The following is a 21,570-nucleotide window of genomic DNA, read 5'->3' as shown; positions in this document are numbered from 1 at the left end:
TAATCCGACGGTATCGCACGCAACGTCACGAGGCCGTTCATGGACACTTCCGCTGCCCGTCGCCAGATCCTCGCGCGCATCCGCGCCGCGCAGGGTCGCTCGGCCGAACCCGATGCGGCGGAGCGCGAAGCGGTCGCCGACTACCTCGCCCGTCATCCGCAGGGGCCGCGTCCGCCGGCGCCGGCCGACCTGATCGCCGCGTTCGTCGATGAGGCAACCAAGCTGTCGACGACCGTCGACGAAGTCGCGGCGCTTGCTGACGCGCCGGCCGCCGCTGCCCGTTATCTCTCCTCGCACGGCCTGCCGATGCAGGCCGTCGCCTGGCGCACGCTCGCCGAGCTCGACTGGGCAGGCGCAGGCCTGGCCGTCGAATGCCGCAAGCCGGCCGACAGCGATCTCGTCGGCCTGACCGGCTGCTTCTGCGCGACGGCGGAAACCGGTTCGCTGGTGCTGCTGTCCGGTCCCGATACCTATGCATCGGCCGGCCTGCTGCCGGAGACGCATATCGCGATCGTGCCCGCGTCGCGGATCGTCGCCGGCCACGAAGATGCATTTGCGCTGATCCGCGCGGAGCGCGGCGAATTGCCGCGGGCGGTCAATTTCGTGTCCGGTCCGTCGCGCACGGGCGACATCGAGCAGACCATCGTGCTGGGCGCACACGGCCCGTACCGGGTCCACGTGATCGTCGTGCGGGGCGCGTGACGCGCCCGCTCAATCCACCGCCATTCAAAAAGGAAGTTCTGCATGAAACGACATGCCGCCTGGGCAGGCATGGCGTCGGGCGCCGCGCTCGGCGCCGCGCCCGCGCTCGCATCGGCCGCGACACTCGACGGCGCCACGCTGTCCGCGCTCTGGGGCGTCCCGTTCGCCGGGATCCTGCTGTCCATCGCCCTGTTCCCGCTCGCCGCGCCGGTGTTCTGGCATCACCACTTCGGCAAGATCGCGGCTGCGTGGTCGATCGCGTTCCTCGCGCCGTTCGCCGCCGTGTTCGGCGCCGGCACCGCGTTCGGCACGCTCGTGCACGCGCTGCTCGAGGAATACATCCCGTTCATCGTGCTGCTCACCGCGCTCTACACGGTCGCGGGCGGCATCTGCGTGAACGGCAACCTGCACGGCACGCCGAAGCTCAACACCGCGATCCTCGCGCTCGGCACGCTGCTCGCGAGCGTGATGGGCACGACCGGCGCGGCAATGCTGCTGATCCGGCCGCTGCTGCGCGCGAACGACAATCGCAAGCACGTCGTGCATGTCGTGATCTTCTTCATCTTCCTCGTCGCGAACGCGGGCGGCTCGCTGTCGCCGCTTGGCGATCCGCCGCTGTTCCTCGGCTTCCTGAACGGCGTGAGCTTCTTCTGGACGACCACGCATCTCGCGCTGCCGATGCTGTTCATCTGCGCGGTGCTGCTGACGGTGTTCTTCGTGCTCGACACGTACTTCTACCGCAAGGGCGGCGAGACGCGGCCGGCCGCGCTCGATCCGACGCCCGATAGCGCGGCACTGTCGATCGACGGCAAGATCAACTTCGTGCTGCTCGCGGCCGTGGTCGGGCTCGTGCTGATGAGCGGGATCTGGAAGCCGGGTGTCACGTTCGACGTGTGGGGCACGCACGTCGCGCTGCAGAACCTGGTGCGCGACGTGGCGCTGATCGTCGTCGCGCTCGCATCGCTTGCGCTGACGCCGCGCTCCGCACGCGAGGGCAACGCGTTCAACTGGGCGCCGATCGAGGAAGTCGCGAAGCTGTTCGCGGGCATCTTCGTGACGATCGCGCCGGTGATCGTGATCCTGCGCGCGGGCGCGGACGGCGCGTTCGCGCAGATCGTCCATCTCGTCACCGGGCCGGACGGCAAGCCGATCGACGCGATGTACTTCTGGGCGACGGGCCTGCTGTCGTCGTTCCTCGACAACGCGCCGACCTACCTCGTGTTCTTCAACCTGGCGGGCGGCGACGCGCAATCGCTGATGACCACGGGCGCGACGACGCTCGCCGCGATTTCCGCGGGCGCGGTGTTCATGGGCGCGAACAGCTATATCGGCAATGCGCCGAACTTCATGGTGAAGGCGATCGCCGAATCGCGCGGCGTGAAGATGCCGAGCTTCTTCGCGTATCTCGGCTGGGCGCTGGTCGTGCTGGTGCCCGTATTCCTGCTGGCGACGTGGATCTTCTTCACGGCGTAAGCTGACGATTTTCAACAAGAAGCGGGCGGGGCGCGTCGCGCGCCGCCCGTGGCATGCGGAGATGGGGATGCAGAAGATCCTGGTCGCGCGTCCGATCTTCCCGGACGTGATCGAACGGCTCAAGCAGTACTTCGAGGTCGATTGGAACGATGGCGATGCGCTGGCGCCCGACGCGCTCGCGGCGCGCCTCGCCGACAAGGACGGCGCGCTGACGGCCGGCGACCCGGTCGGCGCCGCCACGCTCGCGGCCGCGCCGCGCCTGCGCGTCGTATCGAACATGGCGGTCGGCTACAACAACTTCGACATGGCGGCGTTCAACGCGGCGAACGTGCTCGGCACCAATACGCCGGACGTGCTGAACGAATCCACCGCCGATTTCGGCTGGGCGTTGATGATGGCGGCCGCGCGGCGCATCGCCGAATCGGAGCACTGGCTGCGCGCCGGGCACTGGCGGAAGTGGGCATACGACGGCTTCCTCGGCAGCGATATCCACGGCTCGACGCTCGGCGTGATCGGGATGGGCCGCATCGGCCAGGCGCTCGCGCGCCGCGCAAAGGGCTTCGGCATGCAGGTGATCTATCACAACCGGTCGCGGGTCGCGCCGGAGATCGAGGCCGAGCTGAACGCCCAATACGTGTCGAAGGAAGCGCTGCTCGCGCGCGCGGACCACGTCGTGCTCGTGCTGCCGTACACGCAGGAAAACCACCACACGATCGGCGCGGCCGAGCTGGCGCGGATGAAGCCGACCGCGACGCTGACCAACATCGCGCGCGGCGGGATCGTCGACGACGCGGCGCTGGCCGCCGCGCTGCGCGAGAAGCGGATCGCGGCGGCAGGCCTCGACGTGTTCGAGGGCGAGCCGAGCGTGCACCCGGCGCTGCTCGAGGTGCCGAACGTCGTGCTGACGCCGCACATCGCGAGCGCGACCGAGCACACCCGCCGCGCAATGGCGAACCTCGCCGCCGACAACCTGATCGCCGCGCTGGGCGAAGGGCCGCGCGCGGGGCGTCCGTCGAACCCGATCAACCCCGACGTGATCGGCAAGGCGCGCGCATGACGACGACGTTGTTGCTCGCGGCGGTCGTCGTGCTGGCCATTGCACTGGCGGTGGCGATCGTCGCAATCGTGCGGGGCGGCGGCCGCCACGACGACGTGGCGGTGCTCGGCGACCAGATCGAGGACGCCGCGCACGCGCAGGCGCGCGCGGTCGAGCGGCTCGAGCGCGAGCTGCGCGGCGAGATCGTCGAGGGCGCGCGCGGCTCGCGCACGGAACTGGCCGGAAGCTTCGCGCGGCTGCAGCAGACGCTTGCCGCGCAGCTCACCAGTGTCGCGACCGTGCAGAACAACCAGATCGACGGGTTCGCGCAGCAGCTCGCGAAGCTCGTCGCCGGCAACGCGCAGCAGTTCGATGCGATGCGCGACGGCCTGCAGCGCCAGGCGCAGCAGGCGCGCGAGGAGCAGACCGCGGTGCTCAGGCTGTTCGGCGACACGCTGAATCGCCAGCTCACGCAGCTCACCGAGGCGAACGACCGGCGTATCGGCGAAGTGCGCGCGACGCTCGAGCAGCGCCTGAAGGACATCGAGACGAACAATGCGGCCAAGCTCGAGGAGATGCGCCGCACCGTCGACGAGAAGCTGCATGCGACGCTCGAGCAGCGGCTCGGCGAGTCGTTCAAGCTCGTGTCCGACCGGCTCGAGCAGGTGCATCGCGGGCTCGGCGAGATGCAGACGCTCGCGGCCGGCGTCGGCGACCTGAAGAAGGTGCTGACCAACGTGAAGACGCGCGGCACCTGGGGCGAGGTGCAGCTCGAGGCGCTGCTCGAGCAGATGCTGACGCCCGACCAGTATGCGAAGAACGTCGCGACCGTGCCGAAGAGCAGCGAGCGGGTCGAGTTCGCGATCCGGCTGCCGGGGCGCGACGCCGGCGCCGGCGATGCGCCGCCGGTGTGGCTGCCGATCGACGCGAAATTTCCGCGTGAGGATTACGAGCGGCTGATCGATGCGCAGGAGCGCGCCGATGCCGCGGCGGTCGAGGACGCCGCGCGCGCGCTCGAGGCACGCGTGCGGGCGGAGGCGCGCACGATTGCCGAGAAATACGTCGCGCCGCCGCACACGACCGATTTCGCGCTGCTGTTCCTGCCGACCGAAGGGCTGTATGCGGAGATCCTGCGCCGCCCGGGGCTGACCGACCTGCTGCAGCGCGACTATCGCGTGACGGTGGCGGGGCCGACCACGCTCACCGCGTTGCTGAACAGCCTGCAGATGGGCTTCCGCACGCTCGCGATCGAGAAGCGTTCGAGCGAGGTGTGGCAGGTGCTCGGCGCGGTGAAGACGGAGTTCGGCAAGTTCGGCGACGTGCTGGCGCGCACGAAGTCGCAGCTGGAGACGGTCACGCGCTCGATCGAGCTGGCCGAGCAGCGCACGCGCGTGATGAACCGCAAGCTCAAGCAGGTCGAGGCGCTGCCGGGCGACACGGCGGCCGGCTTGCTCGGCGCGAACGGCGTCGACGACGCGGACGAAGCCTGACCGACATCGGCCGCGGGTTCGGACGGAAACGAAAATGGGCGCCATGTGAACATGAGCGCCCATTTCTTTTGCCGGCCGTGGGCGGGGTTCAGCGTCCCGCGAGCTCTGCCAGCGCGTCGTCCGTCACCCGCACGATGCGCCATTCGGGGAGCACGGTCGCGCCCATCTTCTCGTAGAAATCGATCGCCGGCTGGTTCCAGTCGAGCACCGACCATTCGAAGCGCCCGCAGCGGCGCTCGATCGCGAGCGCGGCGAGCCGCCGGAGCATCGCGGTGCCGAGGCCCGTGCCGCGCTGCGACGGCTGCACGTACAGATCCTCGAGGTACAGGCCGCGGCGGCCCAGGAACGTCGAATAGTTGTGGAAGAACAGCGCATACGCGACGATCGCGCCGTCGCGTTCGGCAACCAGCGCCTCGGCCGCGGGATGCGCGCCGAACAGCGCGTCGGCGAGATCGTCGTCGGTCGCGACGAACAGCTGCGTAAGCTTTTCGAATTCCGCCAGCTCGCGCATCAGCGCGAGGATCGCGCCGACGTCGCGCGCCTCGGCCGCGCGGATCAGCGGGCTGCCGCTCACGCTTCCTCCGGCGGATCGGACAGCACGATCTCGATGCCGCCGAAGCGCGACGCGACCCAGTTGTACGCGTGGCACGCAATCCACAGCAGCACGAAGCCGACGACCGCGTTCAGCAGCAGCGCGCTCAGGATGGTGCTCAGCTCGACCATGCCGAAGCGGATGTACGCGACGAGAATGCCGAGCAGCACGATCGGCACGCTGAACGTCAGGTAGACGAGGATCAGCGCCTTGGCGGTCTGTCCCGCGGCGATCGACAAAATTTGTTTTTTCATGTGCGAATTGCCCCCGTAGTGAAACTGATAAAGATGGAATTCAGATCAGGCCGTCGAACGGCAGGATGTCGACCGGCGCGCCTGCATCGATCGCCGCGGCATCGTGGCCGAGGACGATGAAGCAGTTGGCGACCGCGAGGCCGCTCAGCGATGCGGAACTCTGCGAGCCGGCCGGCGTGACGCGCCAGCCGCCGTCGGCGGCGCGCGTCGCGATGCCGCGCAGGTATTCGGTGCGGCCCGGCCGCTTCTTCAGCGCGTGCGTGCTGAGCGCGGTGTACATCGCAGGCGGCGGCAGATGGGCGCCGGCCATCGCGAACAGTGCAGGGCGCACGATCGCGTAGAACGTCACCGCGGCGGCCACCGGGTTGCCGGGCAGGCCGAAGAACAGCGTGCCGCGCCCGGCGGCGGACTGCGGCGCCAGCGTGCCGCACGCGAGCGGCCGCCCGGGCCGCAGCGCGAGGCTCGCGAACGTGACGTCGCCGAGCCGTGCCATCACGTCGCGCGTGAAATCCGCTTCGCCGACCGACACGCCGCCCGACGTGATCACCGCATCGGCCCGCGCGGCGATTGCATCGCGCAGCGCCGCTTCCAGCGCGGCCGGGTCGTCGCGGACGATGCCGAGATCGACCGGTTCGACGTTCATCCGCTCGAGCATCGCGACCAGCATCCCGCGGTTGCTGTCGTACAGGGTGCCGCGGTCAAGCGGCGCGCCCGGCGCACGCAACTCGTCGCCGGTCGAGAATACCGCGACGCGCAGCCGGCGGCGCACGCTGACGTCGGCGCAGCCGAACGACGCGAGCAGGCCGAGGTCCGCCGGCCGCAGGACGCGGCCCGCGGCGAGCGCACAGGCGCCGCGCGCGAGATCCTCGCCGGCCTTGCGGCAGTTCGCGCCGCGCGATACGTCGCGTGCGGCGAAGCGGATCGCGTCGTCCTGCGCGGTCACGCGCTCCTGTGGAATGACGGTGTCGCAGCCGGCGGGCAACGGCGCACCCGTCATGATGCGGATGCAGCCGCGCGCGGGCACCGCGCCGTCGAACGGATGGCCGGCGAGCGCCGTGCCCGCGACCGCGAGCGTCACGTCGCCGTCGGGCGACGCGTGCGCGCATTCGGCACTGTCGAACGCGTAGCCGTCCATCGCCGAGTTGTCGTACGCGGGAATGTCGAACGGCGCATTCACGTCGGCCGCGAGCACGCGGTCGAGCGCGTCGCGCAGCGGCACCGTGTCGCACGCGTCGACCGGCACCGCGAACCGGCACGCGAGCGCCTGCGCGTCGACGAGCGACAACGGCGCGTCGGGATCGGCGGCGGGGCGGGAGGCGGGCGAGGAATGCGTGGTCATCGGTCGGACTGCGCCGCAAGGCGTATCGGGTTCGTGGCCGGCAAGGCGTTGGTGGCGCGTGAGCGCGGGGTCGCAAGCGGCGGGCGGCGCGCGGGAACGGGGCCGATGCCGTCAGCGACGGGCGAGCGCGGCGAGTTCCTGCCAAGAGTTGGCATTGTAAAACGCACGCTCGTCATGAAACTCGACTTCGACCGTCTTGTGGCGCGCGTACCACGAACGCACCTTGCGGTCGCCGGCGTCGAGCCGGCCGGCGAGATCGTCGGCCAGCGACGTGCGCAGCAGCGCGAAGGTCGGCTGCGGCGCGCGTTCCTGCCGCGCGTCGACGAGGACGGCCATCGCGATATCCGCCTGCTGCGCGGCGAGCGCCGCGTGCAGCCGCGCGACCAGGTCGTCGGGCAGGAACGGCGAATCGCAGGGCGCGCACGCAACGAGCGGTGCGCGCGCGGCGCGCATCCCGGCCAGCAGGCCCGCGAGCGGGCCGGGGAAGTCGCCCGTCGCATCCGGCACGACGCGGGCGCCGAACGGCGCGCCCAGTTCCGCATAGCGGTCGGGATGGCGGTTCGCGCTGATCAGCGTTTCATCGACTTGCGGGGCGAGACGGCGCAGCACGTGCAGCGCGAGCGGCGTGCCGTCGAGCAATTGCAGCCCCTTGTCGGCGCCGTCCATGCGCGTCGCGCGTCCGCCGGCGAGCAGCAGGCCGGCGATCGAAGGCGTGGGTGAGTCGGACATCGCGCGTCAGCCGCCGATATACGACATTTCGACGCGCTTGCCGGCCCCTTCGGCCGCCGCATCGGCTGTCGCGCTGCCGCGCAGCTGCGAATAGCGGTCGGTGCGGGCCTGCCAGATGCGCGCGATCGCGGTGGCGATCTCGGTGTCGCTCGCGCCGCCGCGCACCAGCGCGCGGAGGTCGTGGCCGGCCGACGCGAACAGGCACAGGTACAGCTTGCCTTCGGTCGACAGGCGCGCGCGCGTGCAGTCGCCGCAGAACGCCTGCGTGACGCTGGAGATCACGCCGATTTCACCGCTGCCGTCCGCGTAACCCCAGCGCTGCGCCGTTTCGGCCGCGGAGTGCGGGTCGAGCGGGACGAGCGGGAAGTGCTCGGCGATGCGCGCGACGACGTCGGCGGACGGCAGCACTTCGGTCATGTTCCAGCCGTTCGACGTGCCGACGTCCATGTATTCGATGAAACGCAGCACGACGCCGGTGCCGCGAAAGCGCGCGGCCATCGGCAGGATTTCGCTGTCGTTGGTGCCGCGCTTCACGACCATGTTGACCTTGACCGGCTCGAGGCCGGCGGCCTGCGCCGCGAAGATGCCGTCGAGCACGTCGGCGCTCGCGAAGTCGGCGTCGTTCATGCGCTTGAACAGCGTGTCGTCGAGCGCGTCGAGGCTGACCGTCACGCGCGTGAGCCCCGCATCCCTCAGCGTGCGGGCCTTGCGGGCGAGCAGCGAGCCGTTGGTGGTCAGCGTCAGGTCGAGCGGGCGGCCGTCGTGGGTCGTCAGGCGCGCGAGGCGCTCGATCAGGAATTCGAGGTTCTTGCGCAGCAGCGGCTCGCCGCCGGTGATGCGGATCTTCTCGACGCCGTGTGCGACGAACAGCCGCGCGATCCGCTCGATTTCCTCGAGCGTCAGCAGCGCGCTGTGCGGCAGGAACGGGTAGTCCTTGTCGAACACCGCGCGCGGCATGCAGTACACGCAGCGGAAGTTGCAGCGATCCGTCACCGAGATGCGCAGATCGCGCAACGGCCGCGCGAACGTGTCGTGCAGCAGGCCGTCCGGAGTGTGCGCGGTGCCGGTGACGTCCGGCATGCCGCTGACGTCGGTGAGGGGGATGATGCGTCGGGACATGTTGAAAGCAGTACGAGCCAGATCTCTATTCTAGCTGGAAGCGCTTGGGCGGGCCGCGCGCGGAAACCCGCAGCGCGGACGTGAAAAAGCCCGCCGAAGCGGGCTTTTTCGACGGGGCGGACGCGATCAGTGATGCGTCGTTTCCACCTGCTGCATCGGCGTCGTGTCGACCGGCGGCAGCGCCTTGCGTTCGCGCGGCACGCGGGCCGGGCGCTGAACCTGCGCGGCGGCTTCCTGGGCGGCACGGAACTTGTCCGCGTCCGTGTTCACCCAGACAAGGCCGGCTTGCTCGAGCACGGTTTCGAGGCCGCGCGATGCCGGCGCCGCGGCGGCCGGCTGGGCACGCTCGACGACCGGTGCGGTCACGACTTCGATCGGCGCCGGTTCGACGCGGGCCGGTTCGGCAGCCGCCACCGGAGCAGCTTCGACCTCGGCGGCCGGCGCTGCTGCCACGACAGGCGCGGCTTGCGGGGCTTCGGCGACCGGAGCGGCCTGCGGCACTTCCAGCGCATCGGTCGGCGAGACCTCGACCGGGGCGGGCCCGGCTTCGGCTACGACGGCCGGCGCGGCGGCGACGGTTTCCACCGGTTGCGCGTCGGTGGCAACCGCCGGGGCGGCTTCGACGTGCGCCGGGGCCGGCTGCGCGTCGGCGGCGGCCGGCGTGGCCGGTTCCGCATGCGCCACGGCTTCAACGACGACAGCGCCTGCCGCAGCGACAGCCGCGACGGCTACCGGTGCGGCAGCGTGCGCCGGTTCGGCCTGCGTGGCCGGTGCCGCGTGCGCGACCGGCTCGGCTGCCGGTGCGGTGTCGGTTTCACCGTCCATACCTTCCGCTGCCTGGCCGACGATCGCGCCGTCTTCCTCGCGTTCGCGACGGCCGCCGCGACGGCCGCGGCGGCGGCGGCGGCGTTCCTCGCCGTCGCGCGCGCCGGCATCGGCGTCGGCCATCACTTCAGCGCCGGGCAGGGCTGCTGCTGCCTTGTCGGCTTCCTCTTCCGCGTGGCTTTCGCCGCGGGTGACCGTCTCGAGCGTTGCCGCGTGCTGGGTCGGCTTGCGGCGCTCGCCGCGCTCGCGACGTTCGCCGCGTTCCTGGCGCTCGCCGCGGCCGGCTGCCTCGACGGCTTCCGGCTGCTCGACGCGTTCGCGCGGCTCACGGGGTTCGCGCGGTTCGCGTTGTTCACGCGGCTCGCGGGTTTCGCGACCTTCGCGGCCTTCCCGTGCTTCACGGCCCTCGCGCGCTTCACGCGGTTCGCGCTGGCCACGGCCTTCGCGACCCTCGCGACCTTCGCGGCCTTCGCGGCCTTCGCGACCTTCACGCGGTTCGCGCGCTTCCTTGCCTTCGCGTTCCGGGCGCTGCGGCTGGCCGCCACGGCCGGCTGCTGCCTGGTCGCGGCCGCCCTGCGGCGCCTGGGCGCCGCCTGCGCGGCGGTTGCGGTTGCGATCGCCACCGCGCTCGCCACGCTGTTCGGCCTTCTCGGTCTTCTCGCGGGCCGGACGGGCGGCAGCCTGTTCCTTCACGGGCGCCGGTGCGGGCGCCGCCGGCTGCATGCCGAACAGGCCCTTCAGCCAGCCGATGAAGCCGCCGCTCGCCGCGGCGACAGGGGCCGGCGCCGGGGCCGGTTCAGCCGCGCGCTGCGGTGCCGGGCTCGGTGCCGGACGCTCGGGCGTGATGCCCTTGACCGCGGCTTCCTGCTTCGGCTTCACTTCCGCGGCACGCTTGCTGTAGCCGGTTTCCGACTCCATCTCGCGGGCGGCTTCCTCGGCCATCTTCCACGATGCGCGCGGGTCGTCGAGGCGCGCGTCGTCGTGGCGCAGGCGCTCGAGCTTGTAGTGCGGCGTATCGAGATGCTTGTTCGGGATCAGCACGATGCCGACCTTGAAGCGCGACTCGATCTTGTTGATTTCCTGGCGCTTTTCGTTGAGCAGGAAGGCGGTCACCTCGACCGGCACCTGGCAGTGGATCGCCGCGGTGTTTTCCTTCATCGCCTCTTCCTGAATGATCCGCAGGACCTGCAGCGCGGACGATTCGGTGTCGCGGATGTGGCCGGTGCCGTTGCAGCGCGGGCAGGTCACGTGGCTGCCTTCGGACAGCGCCGGGCGCAGCCGCTGGCGCGACAGCTCCATCAGGCCGAAGCGCGAGATCTTGCCCATCTGCACGCGGGCGCGGTCATGCTTGAGCGCATCCTTCAGGCGCTGCTCGACCTCGCGCTGGCTCTTCGCCGATTCCATGTCGATGAAATCGATCACGATCAGGCCGCCGAGGTCGCGCAGACGCAGCTGGCGGGCGACTTCGTCGGCCGCCTCGAGGTTGGTGCGGGTCGCCGTTTCCTCGATGTCCGCGCCCTTGGTCGCGCGCGCCGAGTTCACGTCGATCGCGACGAGCGCCTCGGTGTGGTCGATCACGATCGCGCCGCCCGACGGCAGCGGCACCGTGCGCGAGTAGGCCGTTTCGATCTGGTGCTCGATCTGGAAGCGGGAGAAGAGCGGCACGTCGTCGTGGTAGCGCTTCACCTTCGCGACGTTGTCCGGCATCACGATGTCCATGAATGCACGGGCCTGATCGTAGATCTCGGTCGTGTCGATCAGGATTTCGCCGATATCCGGCTGGAAATAGTCCCGGATCGCGCGGATCACGAGGCTCGATTCCAGGTAGATCAGCATCGGCTGGCCGGTGTGGCCGCTTTGCGACGCCGCCTCGATCGCGCGCCAGAGCTGCAGCAGGTAGTTCAGGTCCCACTGCAGTTCCTCGGCGCTGCGGCCGATGCCCGCGGTGCGGGCGATCATGCTCATGCCATCCGGAATCTGCAGCTGCGCCATCGTTTCGCGCAGTTCCTGACGCTCGTCGCCCTCGATGCGGCGCGACACGCCGCCGCCGCGCGGGTTGTTCGGCATCAGCACGAGGTAGCGGCCGGCGAGCGAGATGAAGGTCGTGAGGGCGGCGCCCTTGTTGCCACGCTCCTCCTTCTCGACCTGGACGATCAGCTCCTGGCCTTCGCGCAGCGCGTCCTGGATGCGCGCGGAGCGCATGTCGACGCCTTCCTTGAAGTACTGGCGGGCGACTTCCTTGAACGGCAGGAAGCCGTGGCGATCTTCGCCGTAGTTGACGAAGCACGCTTCGAGCGACGGCTCGATGCGGGTGACGACACCTTTGTAGATATTGCCTTTGCGCTGTTCGCGCCCGGCTGTCTCGATGTCGATGTCGATGAGCTTCTGCCCATCGACGATGGCGACGCGCAGCTCCTCCTGCTGCGTCGCATTGAACAGCATGCGTTTCATGAACGACTCCAGGCGGCTCTGCTGCCGGCGCCTCGCGGTTGTCAGTCGCGAGGGCGGGAACGACGGCAGGCCGCGCCTTGTTGTGTTGTCACAAGCACGCTGGAGCGGGAACGATGGCGGGGAGAATTGCCTGATGCGGCGCTTGGGCCCGAACGACGGGGCCGGCGGCCATAGGGCACCTGCGAACACGGCTTCAAAGCACGGCGTTCACACTCCGCACGCTGAAAAAGCGCGCTAAGCCTCAGACCGGGGGCACTGCCGCGGCGCGCGTCGCAATGCGTCGCGCGCGCCAACGGGCGGCAGATGCTGCGGCTTGGGCCGCAGCGGGGAGTATCGAATCCAGCCCGACTTTCCCGCCTGGGGTGTTCTTCCTTGGTTTGACGTCGCCAGTCCCCGCACGCTTCGCGGGGCCAAATCGGGCGCAACGCCGTCTTTCGCAACCGGCAGCCTGCGTGGGCGCTTCGCGCCGCCCGGCTGCCAATTAAATTCTTTTCAACCAACTTTCCGTTACCGCGGCGCCTTGCCGACCGAATCCGCCTGTGGGCGCGATCCTTGCCGGCGGCAGGCGCCGTGCGTGCAACTTGCTGCTTCTCTTTGTTCGGGGCGAGCAGCCAGCCCCCGGCGCAAGTAAAATGACGGTTTGCGCTTGCGCCGTGCCCAATCCATCCGGGCCGGCCGGTTAGGCCGCCCGCTACGTCAGGCTGGGCAAAATTATATTCAGTATGAATGAGTTAGGCAAAATATCCCAGAATTCGGTCGCAAGCGGCCAGGTCTCGATGGTCGAGATCGACGAAAACGCTGCCGGTCAGCGTATCGACAATTTCCTGTTGCGCGTCTGTAAAGGCGTGCCGAAAAGCCATATTTACCGGATCCTGCGCAGCGGCGAAGTGCGCGTCAACAAGGGCCGGGTCGACGCGCAGTACCGGCTCGCGCTCGGCGACGTCGTGCGCGTGCCGCCGGTGCGGATGGCCGCTGCCGACCTGGCGCGCGCCGACACGCCGGTCATCCCGCCCGCGCAGTTCGACGTGCTGTTCGAGGACGATGCGATGCTCGTCATCGACAAGCCGGCCGGCGTCGCGGTGCACGGCGGCAGCGGCGTCGCGTTCGGCGTGATCGAGCAGCTGCGCCAGGCGCGGCCGCGCGCGAAATTCCTCGAACTGGTGCATCGTCTCGACCGCGAGACGTCCGGCGTCCTGATGCTCGCGAAGAAGCGCGCGGCGCTCGTCGGCCTGCACGAGATGATCCGCGAGAACCGGATGGACAAGCGCTACTACGCGTGCGTGCACGGCGAGTGGCAGTCCGACTGGGGCCGCCGCCGCGCGGTGAAGGCGCCGCTGTTCAAGTACACGACCCCGGAAGGGGAGCGCCGCGTGCGCGTGCAGGAAGACGGGCTCGCGTCGCACACCGTGTTCAACCTCGTCGAGCGCTGGCCGGACTACGCGCTGGTCGAAGCGGAACTCAAAACGGGTCGGACCCATCAGATTCGTGTGCACCTCGCGCATCTCGGCCTGCCGATCGCCGGCGACGCCAAGTATGGCGATTTCGCACTGAACAAGGCGCTGGCGCGCGCGAACGCGGAACCGTCGCTGAAGCGGATGTTCCTGCACGCGCACCGGCTGCGGCTTGCGCATCCGCTGACCGGCGAGCCGCTGCAGTTCGACGCACCGCTGCCCGGCGAATGCCGGCGCTTTCTCGACCAACTGAGCGCATTGCGCGATATCGCTTGAACCGCATGGCCCGACAGCAATTTGACCTGATCGTCTTCGACTGGGACGGCACGCTGATGGATTCGACGGCGCACATCGCCTTCAGCATCCAGGCGGCATGCCGCGATCTCGGCCTGCCCACGCCGTCCGACGAGGCGGCCCGTTACGTGATCGGCCTCGGCCTGCGCGACGCGCTGCAGATCACGGCTCCGACCCTCGATCCGTCCGACTATCCGCGCCTCGCCGAGCGCTACCGGTATCACTACCTGATCAAGGACCAGCGCATCGAGCTGTTCGCCGGCGTGCGCGAGCTGCTCGCGGAGCTGCGCGACACGGGCTATCTGCTCGCGGTCGCGACCGGCAAAGGCCGGGTCGGCCTGAACCGCGCGCTCGACCAGGCCAAGCTGACCAGCCTGTTCGACGCGACGCGCTGCGCGGACGAGACATTCTCGAAACCGCATCCGGCGATGCTTCAGGAACTCACCCGGGAACTGGGGCAGGACCTGGCGCGCACGGTGATGATCGGCGACACGACCCACGACCTGCAGATGGCCGCCAGCGCGGGCGCGGCGGGCATCGGCGTCGCGTACGGCGCGCATTCGGCCGACGCGCTCGCCGCGCTGGCGCCGCGCTTCGTCGCGCCGGACGTGGACGCGCTCGCCGCCTGGCTGCGCGAGCACGCATGAGCGCCACGCCCGCCACCGACGCGGTGCGCGTCTGCGCATCGGATGCGCTGGCCGACGGCGGCGCCGGCGTGCGCGTCGATGCGACGCTGCGCGGCGAGCCGGCCGTCGTGTTCTTCGTGCGCTACGACGGCCGCGCGTACGGCTATCTGAACCGCTGCGCGCACGTGCCGATGGAGCTGGACTGGGCCGAGGGGCAGTTCTTCGAATCGTCCGGCCTGTACCTGATGTGCGCGACGCACGGTGCGATCTACGCGCCGGACACCGGCAAGTGCGTCGGCGGCCCGTGCCGCGGCGCCCGCCTGCGGCCGGTCGAGGTCGACGAGCGCGACACGCCGGACGGCCGCGCGGTATTCTGGGTGCCCGACGCCGATCTGCGCCCCTTGACGACTGACTGACGACAACCACGCATGACCGACCAACCGACTCCTCCCGATTCATCCTCCCGCTCCGACGGCCGCGAACCGAACTGGGAGCGCGCGGCGCTCGAGCGGATCGCGCTCGCGGCGGTGAAGGAGCAGCGCGCGGCGCGGCGCTGGAAGATCTTCTTCCGCTTCGCGTTCCTCGGCGTGCTGCTGTTGCTCGCCGTGGCGCTGATCGATTTCTCGAGCGACACGAAGTTGTCAACGGGCGGGCGGCATACGGCGCTGGTGACGATCGACGGCGAGATCTCGGCCGGCGTCAACGCGAACGCGGAAGACATCATCACCGCGCTCGGCAGCGCGTTCGACGACGACGGCACGGTCGGCGTCGTGCTGCGGATCAACAGCCCGGGCGGCAGCCCGGTGCAGGCGGGCATGGTCTACGACGAGATCAAGCGCCTGCGCGCGAAGTATCCGGCCAAGCCGCTGTACGTGGTCGTGACCGACATGTGCGCGTCGGGCGGCTATTACATCGCGGCGGCGGCCGACAAGATCTACGTCGACAAGGCGAGCATCGTCGGCTCGATCGGCGTGCTGATGGACGGCTTCGGCTTCACCGGCCTGATGGGCAAGCTCGGCGTCGAGCGGCGCCTGCATACGTCGGGCGAGAACAAGGGCTTCTACGATCCGTTCTCGCCGGAAACCGCGAAGATGGACACCCATGCGCAGGCGCTGCTCGACCAGGTGCACGCGCAGTTCATCAAGGCGGTGAAGGATGGCCGCGGCGCGCGCCTGCACGAGACGCCGGACATGTTCTCGGGGCTGTTCTGGACCGGCGAGAAGAGCGTCGAGCTTGGGCTGGCCGACGGCTTCGGCACGACCGACACGGTTGCGCGCGACGTGCTGAAGGCGCCCGACCTCGTCGACTACACGGTGAAGGAGAGCCTGACGAACCGTGTCGCGCGCAAGTTCGGCGCGGCCGTCGGCAATGCCGCGATGAAGACGCTGACGACGGGCGCGCAGCTGAGCCTGCGCTAACGCCGAGGCGGCCGCCTCCCGGCGGCGAGGCGGATGCAGGGCCCGCCGGAGCGGGCCGTGCCGTCAGTTCGCCAGCAACAGGAAGATCGCAGGGCGCTTGTGCAGATCGGGCACCGGCGCCTTTTTCCATTCCGCGACGGTGCGGCTTGCGATCGTCTCGGTCGCGAGCGTCAGGTCGGCCGCGACGCAGATCAGCGTCGACGGCGCGCAGGTCGCGACGAGCGTGTCGAGCATCGCGTGGTTGCGATACGGCGTCTCGATGAAGATCTGCGTCTGGCGCGCCTTGCGCGACAACTGCTCGAGTTCGCGCAGCCGTTTCGCGCGCGCGCCCGCATCGACCGGCAGATAGCCGTTGAACGCGAAGCTCTGGCCGTTCAGGCCCGACGCCATCAGCGCGAGCAGGATCGAACTGGGCCCGACGAGCGGCACGACCTTCACGCCGCGTTCGTGCGCGCGGCGCACCAGCAGCGCGCCCGGGTCGGCGACGGCCGGGCAGCCGGCCTCCGACACCAGCCCGGCGTCCGCGCCGGCCAGTACCGGCGTGAGCAGCCGGTCGATTTCGCCGGCCGGCGTGTTGATGTTCAGTTCGCGAATCTCGATTTCCTGGATCGGCCGCGTCGTGCCGATCTTCTTCAGGAACGCGCGCGTGGTCTTCGCGTTTTCGCCGATGTAGTAGCCGAGCGTGCCGGCGCGCGCCTGCACGGCAGCAGGAAGCACGGCGGCCAGCATCGATGCGTCGCCGTCGCCGAGCGTGTTCGGGACGAGATAGAGCGTTCCAGCCGTCATGCGCGGTCTCCCTTGGTGGCGAACAGCGGGTAGTCGACGGCGCGCAGCATCCGCGTCAGCGCGATCAGCGGCAGGCCGACGAGCGCGGTCGGGTCGTCCGAGTCGATCGCGTCGAGCAGCGCGATGCCGAGCCCTTCGGACTTGGCGCTGCCCGCGACGTCGTACGGCGTCTCCGCCCGCAGGTAGGCGTCGAGTTCGGCCTCGGGCAGCGTACGGAAGCGCACGCGCGTCACGACGTCCTCGGTCTGCGATTCGCCGGTGCGGCTGTCGTACAGGCTGAGCGCACTATGGAACTCGACGTCGCGCCCCTGCATCGACACGAGCTGCGCGAGCGCGCGTTCGTGCGTGCCGGGCTTGCCGATCTGCAGGCCGTCGAAGGTCGCGACCTGGTCGGAGCCGATCACGAGCACGCCGTCCGGCGCGTCGATCGTCGCGGCGACGGCGCGCGCCTTCGCGTCGGCAAGGCGCAGCGCGGTCGCGGCAGGCGTCTCGCCAGGCAGCGGGGTTTCGTCGACGTCGGGCGAGACGACGTCGAACGGTACGCCGAGCCGCTCGAGCAGCGCGCGGCGGTAGCGGGAACTGGAGGCGAGAAGCAGCCGCGGCGGGCGGCAAAGAGTGTCCGGCATGGTCGGTTGGATCGGTGTGTCGAAGGGCGCCGCGCGGCGGTGCGCGGGCGTCGGCTTAAGTGATTGACTGTAAAAGATAAAAAAGGTATGCTTTTGCGCTTTTCATCGGCGGACTCCCATCAGGGGCCTGCCGGGTCTTCGGAAGTCCACGGCGCCAAGCCGGATCAGCATGTCCAACCCGTAGGCAGGAGCGCACATGAATCCTTCTTCTGGCAAACCTGCGGTATCGCTCGATCCGCGTGCGATCGACCTGTTCGAATTCGCCCGCAGCGGGCGGCAGGCGTCGGGTGCGGTGCACCTTTCGCAGCTGCCGCGCATGTTAAACGAAGTGCCGGCGGACGCGCCAGATCGCGACACGGTGTTCACCTGGCAGGCGGAAGGGTTCACCCAGAAGGAGCTGCAGGACGACGGCACCGACGGGCAGCAGCCGTATCTGCGCCTCGCGCTGCACGGCCACGCGTGGCTGACGTGCCAGCGCTGCATGAGCCCGGCCGATCAGGCGTTCGACGTCGACATGACGTACCGGATCGTGGCGACCGAAGAAGAAGCTGAAGAATTTCCGCTCGACGACGATGAAGCCGATGTGATCGTGGGCTCGCGCCAGTTCGATCTCGTCGACTTGATCGAGGAGGAGTTGCTGCTTTCGCTGCCGCTCGTGCCCAAGCACGAGGTTTGCCCGGCGGTTCATGAAAGCCTCGTGTCGGGTGCGAGCGGTCCTTCGGCCGAAACGGACGACGAGTCCGAAGAGGCGGGGGACGAAGGCAAACGGCCGAATCCGTTCGCGGCGCTCGAAGCGCTGAAGAAGGGCGGGGACGGCAACAAGAAACACTGAGCAGTTGAGGCGCGGGAAGGCGTAAGGGCCGTGGGCCAGGGTAGTTAAGCGCCGGATCGGGCTGTGTTAGAATCCGGAAAATTTTTAGGAGTTAGTCATGGCAGTCCAGCAAAACAAGAAGTCGCCGTCGAAGCGCGGCATGCATCGTTCGCACGATTTCCTGACGGCGTCGCCGCTGGCAGTCGAGCCGAGCACCGGTGAAGTGCACCTGCGTCACCACATCAGCCCGAACGGCTACTATCGCGGCAAGAAGGTCGTCAAGACGAAGAACGACTAAGCGTCAACGTCACGCGTCGCGCGCTACGATGGCCGTTCGCGTGACAACTGGTTCGCTTGACACTTTCCTGGCGCAACAAAAAGGCGGCATTCAACTGCCGCTTTTTTGTGCCTGAAATTCGTCGCATTCCATGACTGTAAAGCTCACAATCGATTGCATGGGAGGCGACCACGGCCCGTCCGTGACCGTTCCCGCGGCAGTCAAGTTCGTTCGCGCGCACCCCGATGCGCACCTGATGCTCGTCGGCATCGAGAGTGCGATCCGTGCGCAGCTGAAGAAGTGCAAGGCGCTCGACGATCCGGCGCTGACCATCGTGCCCGCGACCGAAGTCGTGGCGATGGATGATCCCGTTGAAGTGGCATTGCGCAAGAAGAAGGATTCTTCGATGCGCGTCGCCCTCAATCAAGTCAAGGAAGGCCAGGCCCAGGCCTGTATCTCCGCCGGCAACACCGGCGCGCTGATGGCCGTTTCCCGTTATGTGCTCAAGACGCTGCCCGGCATCGAGCGGCCCGCGATCGCGTTCGCGCTGCCGAACCCGACGGGCTACACGATGATGCTGGACCTCGGCGCGAACGTCGATTGCGAGCCGCAGCACCTGCTGCAGTTCGCGGAGATGGGGCACGCGCTCGTCGCCGCGCTCGAGGGCAAGGAGCGGCCGACGATCGGCCTGCTGAACATCGGCGAAGAAGTCATCAAGGGCAACGAGACGATCAAGCGTGCAGGCGAACTGCTGCGCGCGAGCACGCTCAATTTCCGCGGCAACGTCGAAGGCAACGACATCTACAAGGGCACGGTCGACGTGATCGTCTGCGACGGTTTCGTCGGCAACGTCGCGCTGAAGACGTCCGAAGGCCTTGCGCAGATGCTGTCCGACATCATTCGCGAGGAATTCGGCCGTTCACTGATGTCGAAGCTGATGGCGCTGCTCGCGCTGCCGGTGCTGATGCGCTTCAAGCGGCGCGTCGACCACCGTCAGTACAACGGCGCGGCGTTGCTGGGGCTGAAGAGCCTCGTGATCAAGAGCCACGGTTCGGCGGACGCCTACGCGTTTGAGTGGGCGATCAAACGCGGGTATGATGCCGTCAAAAACGGCGTGCTGGAGCGCCTCACGCGCGCGATGGCGGACAATTCGGCGTCGCTCGGCGACGGCGAGCACGACGCCGGCGGCGCGGGCCAGGCGGGTCCCGCCGCAGGCCAGCACGCCGAGCCTTCCGCTGCGCTATCCTCTAAGGCATAAATGGCCCAATCGACTCTCTATTCCCGCGTGCTCGGCACGGGCAGCTACCTGCCGCCCGACCGCGTCACGAACCAGCAGCTGGCCGATCGTCTCGCGAAGGACGGCATCGAGACGAGCGACGAGTGGATCGTTGCGCGTACGGGCATCCATGCGCGCCATTTCGCCGCACCCGACATGACGACGAGCGATCTCGCGCTCGAGGCGTCGCGGCGTGCGATCGAGGCGGCGGACATCGATCCGCAGTCGATCGACCTGATCATCGTCGCGACTTCGACCCCCGATTTCGTGTTCCCGAGCACTGCGTGCCTGCTGCAGAACAAGCTCGGCATCAAGAACGGCGGCGCGGCATTCGACGTGCAGGCCGTGTGCTCCGGTTTCGCGTATGCGGTGGCGACGGCCGACAGCTTCATTCGCAGCGGCCAGCACCGCACGGCACTCGTCGTCGGTGCCGAGACGTTTTCGCGCATCCTCGACTTCACCGACCGCACGACCTGCGTGCTGTTCGGCGACGGCGCGGGCGCGGTGATCCTGTCCGCGTCGGAAGAGCCGGGCGTGCTCGGCAGCGCGCTGCACGCGGACGGCAGCTACTCGCACATCCTCTGCACGCCGGGCAACGTCAACCGCGGCGTGATCGAGGGCAGCGCGTTCCTTCACATGGATGGCCAGGCCGTGTTCAAGCTCGCGGTCAACGTGCTCGAGAAGGTCGCGATCGAGGCGCTCGCGAAGGCGAACCTCGCGCCCGAGCAGGTCGACTGGCTGATTCCGCACCAGGCCAACATCCGTATCATGACGAGCACCTGCCGCAAGCTCGGCCTGCCGCAGGAGCGCATGGTCGTGACGGTCGGCGAGCACGGCAACACGTCGGCCGCGTCGATCCCGCTCGCGCTCGACGTCGCGGTGCGCGACGGCCGCATCAAGCGCGGCCAGCACGTGCTCATCGAAGGCGTCGGCGGCGGCTTCACCTGGGGCGCGTCGGTCTTCCGTTTCTGATCCACCACGTGCGATCCCACTCGGCGCGCCGTTCGCGCGCGCCGTTCGAATCGATTCAATTGGGGACGATATGAAATTTGCATTCGTTTTTCCGGGGCAGGGCTCGCAGTCGGTCGGCATGCTCAACGCATTCGCCGATCTGGCTGTCGTGCGCGAAACGCTCCAGGAAGCGTCCGATGCACTCGGTCAGGATCTCGGCAAGCTGATCGCCGAAGGTCCGGCCGAAGAGCTGAATCTCACCACCAACACCCAGCCGGTGATGCTGACGGCCGCGTACGCGTGCTACCGCGCATGGCAGCAGGCGGGCGGCCCGGCGCCGTCGATCGTCGCCGGCCACAGCCTCGGCGAATACACGGCGCTCGTCGCCGCCGGCGCGATCGCGTTCAAGGACGCGGTGCCGCTCGTGCGCTTCCGCGCGCAGGCGATGCAGACCGCGGTGCCGGTCGGCCAGGGCGGCATGGCCGCGATCCTCGGCCTCGACGACGATACGGTGCGCGCGGTATGCGCGGAAGCCGCGGAAGCGGGCGTCGTCGAAGCAGTGAACTTCAATGCGCCGGCGCAGGTCGTGATCGCCGGCAACAAGGCGGCCGTCGAGAAGGCTTGCGAGATCGCGAAGGCGAAGGGCGCGAAGCGCGCGTTGCCGCTGCCGGTTTCGGCGCCGTTCCATTCGTCGCTGCTGAAGCCGGCGTCGGACCAGCTGCGCGACTATCTTGCGAACGTCGACGTGAAGGCGCCGCTGATTCCGGTCGTCAACAACATCGACGTCGCGGTGACGAGCGATCCGGCCGCGATCAAGGACGCGCTGGTGCGCCAGGCCGCCGGCCCGGTGCGCTGGGTCGAGTGCGTGCAGCACATCGCCGGCACGGGCGTCACGCACGTGATCGAGTGTGGCCCGGGCAAGGTGCTCGCGGGCCTCACGAAGCGCATCGACGGCAACCTGACGGGTGCATCGGTGTTCGATCCGGCGTCGCTCGACGAAGCGCTCAAGCTGGTGGCCGCCTGACGCGGCGCCTTTCCCGAAGA

General features: G+C 69.0%; 21 protein-coding genes. 13 read left to right on the top strand and 8 right to left on the bottom strand.

The window, feature by feature from the left end:
* The first annotated feature begins 39 nt into the window (after positions 1 to 39).
* The 4 genes from ABFO07_RS14065 to ABFO07_RS14050 all read left to right on the top strand — a co-directional run bounded on the left by ABFO07_RS14065 (position 40) and on the right by ABFO07_RS14050 (position 4,701).
* A complete protein-coding gene (locus ABFO07_RS14065) occupies positions 40 to 702 on the top strand; it encodes a LutC/YkgG family protein (RefSeq protein ID WP_059986110.1) in 663 nt (220 codons plus the stop codon).
* Positions 703 to 744: 42 nt separating this feature from the next.
* Positions 745 to 2,175: a sodium:proton antiporter gene (locus ABFO07_RS14060; protein ID WP_059564730.1), complete on the top strand. Its 1,431-nt coding sequence runs from the start codon at positions 745 to 747 to the stop codon at positions 2,173 to 2,175.
* A 67-nt stretch (positions 2,176 to 2,242) separates the two neighbouring features.
* Positions 2,243 to 3,232, top strand: a complete 990-nt coding sequence (locus ABFO07_RS14055; RefSeq protein ID WP_347467673.1) for a 2-hydroxyacid dehydrogenase — start codon at positions 2,243 to 2,245, stop codon at positions 3,230 to 3,232.
* Positions 3,229 to 4,701, top strand: a complete 1,473-nt coding sequence (locus ABFO07_RS14050) for a DNA recombination protein RmuC (RefSeq protein WP_347467671.1) — start codon at positions 3,229 to 3,231, stop codon at positions 4,699 to 4,701. Before ABFO07_RS14055 ends, ABFO07_RS14050 begins: the two co-directional genes overlap by 4 nt.
* 88 nt (positions 4,702 to 4,789) lie before the next feature.
* Here the strand turns inward: ABFO07_RS14050 and ABFO07_RS14045 are convergent, their stop codons facing one another.
* The 6 genes from ABFO07_RS14045 to ABFO07_RS14020 form a co-directional block, all read right to left on the bottom strand.
* Positions 4,790 to 5,275: a GNAT family N-acetyltransferase gene (locus ABFO07_RS14045; RefSeq protein WP_059564732.1), complete on the bottom strand. Its 486-nt coding sequence runs from the start codon at positions 5,273 to 5,275 to the stop codon at positions 4,790 to 4,792.
* A complete protein-coding gene (locus ABFO07_RS14040) occupies positions 5,272 to 5,547 on the bottom strand; it encodes a hypothetical protein (RefSeq protein WP_059564733.1) in 276 nt (91 codons plus the stop codon). Before ABFO07_RS14040 ends, ABFO07_RS14045 begins: the two co-directional genes overlap by 4 nt.
* Positions 5,548 to 5,587: 40 nt before the next feature.
* Complete coding sequence (gene moeA / locus ABFO07_RS14035) at positions 5,588 to 6,886, bottom strand: molybdopterin molybdotransferase MoeA (RefSeq protein ID WP_347467669.1); 1,299 nt, start codon at positions 6,884 to 6,886, stop codon at positions 5,588 to 5,590.
* Positions 6,887 to 6,997: 111 nt separating this feature from the next.
* A complete protein-coding gene (gene mobA / locus ABFO07_RS14030) occupies positions 6,998 to 7,615 on the bottom strand; it encodes a molybdenum cofactor guanylyltransferase MobA (RefSeq protein WP_059882873.1) in 618 nt (205 codons plus the stop codon).
* A 6-nt stretch (positions 7,616 to 7,621) separates the two neighbouring features.
* Positions 7,622 to 8,734, bottom strand: a complete 1,113-nt coding sequence (moaA, locus tag ABFO07_RS14025) for a GTP 3',8-cyclase MoaA (protein ID WP_059882872.1) — start codon at positions 8,732 to 8,734, stop codon at positions 7,622 to 7,624.
* A 126-nt stretch (positions 8,735 to 8,860) separates the two neighbouring features.
* A complete protein-coding gene (locus tag ABFO07_RS14020; protein ID WP_347467666.1) occupies positions 8,861 to 12,010 on the bottom strand; it encodes an Rne/Rng family ribonuclease in 3,150 nt (1,049 codons plus the stop codon).
* 722 nt (positions 12,011 to 12,732) lie between these two features.
* On the opposite strand from ABFO07_RS14020, the gene ABFO07_RS14015 reads away from it, so the two are divergent.
* The 4 genes from ABFO07_RS14015 to ABFO07_RS14000 are packed head-to-tail and all read left to right on the top strand — an operon-like array spanning position 12,733 to position 15,799.
* Entirely contained in the window at positions 12,733 to 13,737 is a 1,005-nt protein-coding gene (locus ABFO07_RS14015; protein WP_059564738.1) for an RluA family pseudouridine synthase, read from the top strand.
* 5 nt (positions 13,738 to 13,742) lie between these two features.
* On the top strand, positions 13,743 to 14,402 hold the full coding sequence (locus ABFO07_RS14010) for an HAD-IA family hydrolase (protein WP_017333160.1): 660 nt from the start codon (positions 13,743 to 13,745) through the stop codon (positions 14,400 to 14,402).
* The gene (locus tag ABFO07_RS14005; RefSeq protein ID WP_059959889.1) at positions 14,399 to 14,797 is read left to right on the top strand and encodes a Rieske (2Fe-2S) protein; all 399 of its coding nucleotides are present in this window, start codon (positions 14,399 to 14,401) and stop codon (positions 14,795 to 14,797) included. The genes ABFO07_RS14010 and ABFO07_RS14005 overlap by 4 nt, the downstream gene beginning before the upstream one ends.
* A gap of 12 nt (positions 14,798 to 14,809) precedes the next feature.
* Entirely contained in the window at positions 14,810 to 15,799 is a 990-nt protein-coding gene (locus ABFO07_RS14000) for a S49 family peptidase (RefSeq protein ID WP_059564740.1), read from the top strand.
* A 63-nt stretch (positions 15,800 to 15,862) separates the two neighbouring features.
* Here ABFO07_RS14000 and ABFO07_RS13995 read toward each other — a convergent pair whose 3' ends face one another.
* Positions 15,863 to 16,585, bottom strand: coding sequence for an SAM-dependent methyltransferase (locus tag ABFO07_RS13995; RefSeq protein WP_347467663.1), 723 nt, complete (start codon positions 16,583 to 16,585; stop codon positions 15,863 to 15,865).
* Positions 16,582 to 17,211, bottom strand: coding sequence for a Maf-like protein (locus tag ABFO07_RS13990; protein WP_059882866.1), 630 nt, complete (start codon positions 17,209 to 17,211; stop codon positions 16,582 to 16,584). The genes ABFO07_RS13995 and ABFO07_RS13990 overlap by 4 nt, the downstream gene beginning before the upstream one ends.
* A 196-nt stretch (positions 17,212 to 17,407) precedes the next feature.
* Between ABFO07_RS13990 and ABFO07_RS13985 the strand changes: the two genes are divergently transcribed.
* The 5 genes from ABFO07_RS13985 (at position 17,408) to fabD (ending at position 21,550) form a co-directional block, all read left to right on the top strand.
* The gene (locus tag ABFO07_RS13985; protein ID WP_059564743.1) at positions 17,408 to 18,043 is read left to right on the top strand and encodes a DUF177 domain-containing protein; all 636 of its coding nucleotides are present in this window, start codon (positions 17,408 to 17,410) and stop codon (positions 18,041 to 18,043) included.
* 97 nt (positions 18,044 to 18,140) lie between these two features.
* Positions 18,141 to 18,320, top strand: coding sequence for a 50S ribosomal protein L32 (gene rpmF, locus ABFO07_RS13980; protein ID WP_017333166.1), 180 nt, complete (start codon positions 18,141 to 18,143; stop codon positions 18,318 to 18,320).
* A 130-nt stretch (positions 18,321 to 18,450) separates the two neighbouring features.
* Entirely contained in the window at positions 18,451 to 19,557 is a 1,107-nt protein-coding gene (plsX, locus tag ABFO07_RS13975) for a phosphate acyltransferase PlsX (RefSeq protein WP_059564744.1), read from the top strand.
* A complete protein-coding gene (locus ABFO07_RS13970) occupies positions 19,558 to 20,547 on the top strand; it encodes a beta-ketoacyl-ACP synthase III (protein WP_059882864.1) in 990 nt (329 codons plus the stop codon).
* A 70-nt stretch (positions 20,548 to 20,617) separates the two neighbouring features.
* Entirely contained in the window at positions 20,618 to 21,550 is a 933-nt protein-coding gene (gene fabD, locus ABFO07_RS13965) for an ACP S-malonyltransferase (RefSeq protein ID WP_059802915.1), read from the top strand.
* Positions 21,551 to 21,570 lie beyond the last annotated feature (20 nt).

Origin of the sequence: Burkholderia stagnalis (assembly GCF_039848545.1) — a bacterium.
GTDB lineage: Bacteria > Pseudomonadota > Gammaproteobacteria > Burkholderiales > Burkholderiaceae > Burkholderia > Burkholderia stagnalis.
Note: the sequence above shows the minus strand (reverse complement) of the source record. Positions and strands in the feature narration are given on the sequence as shown.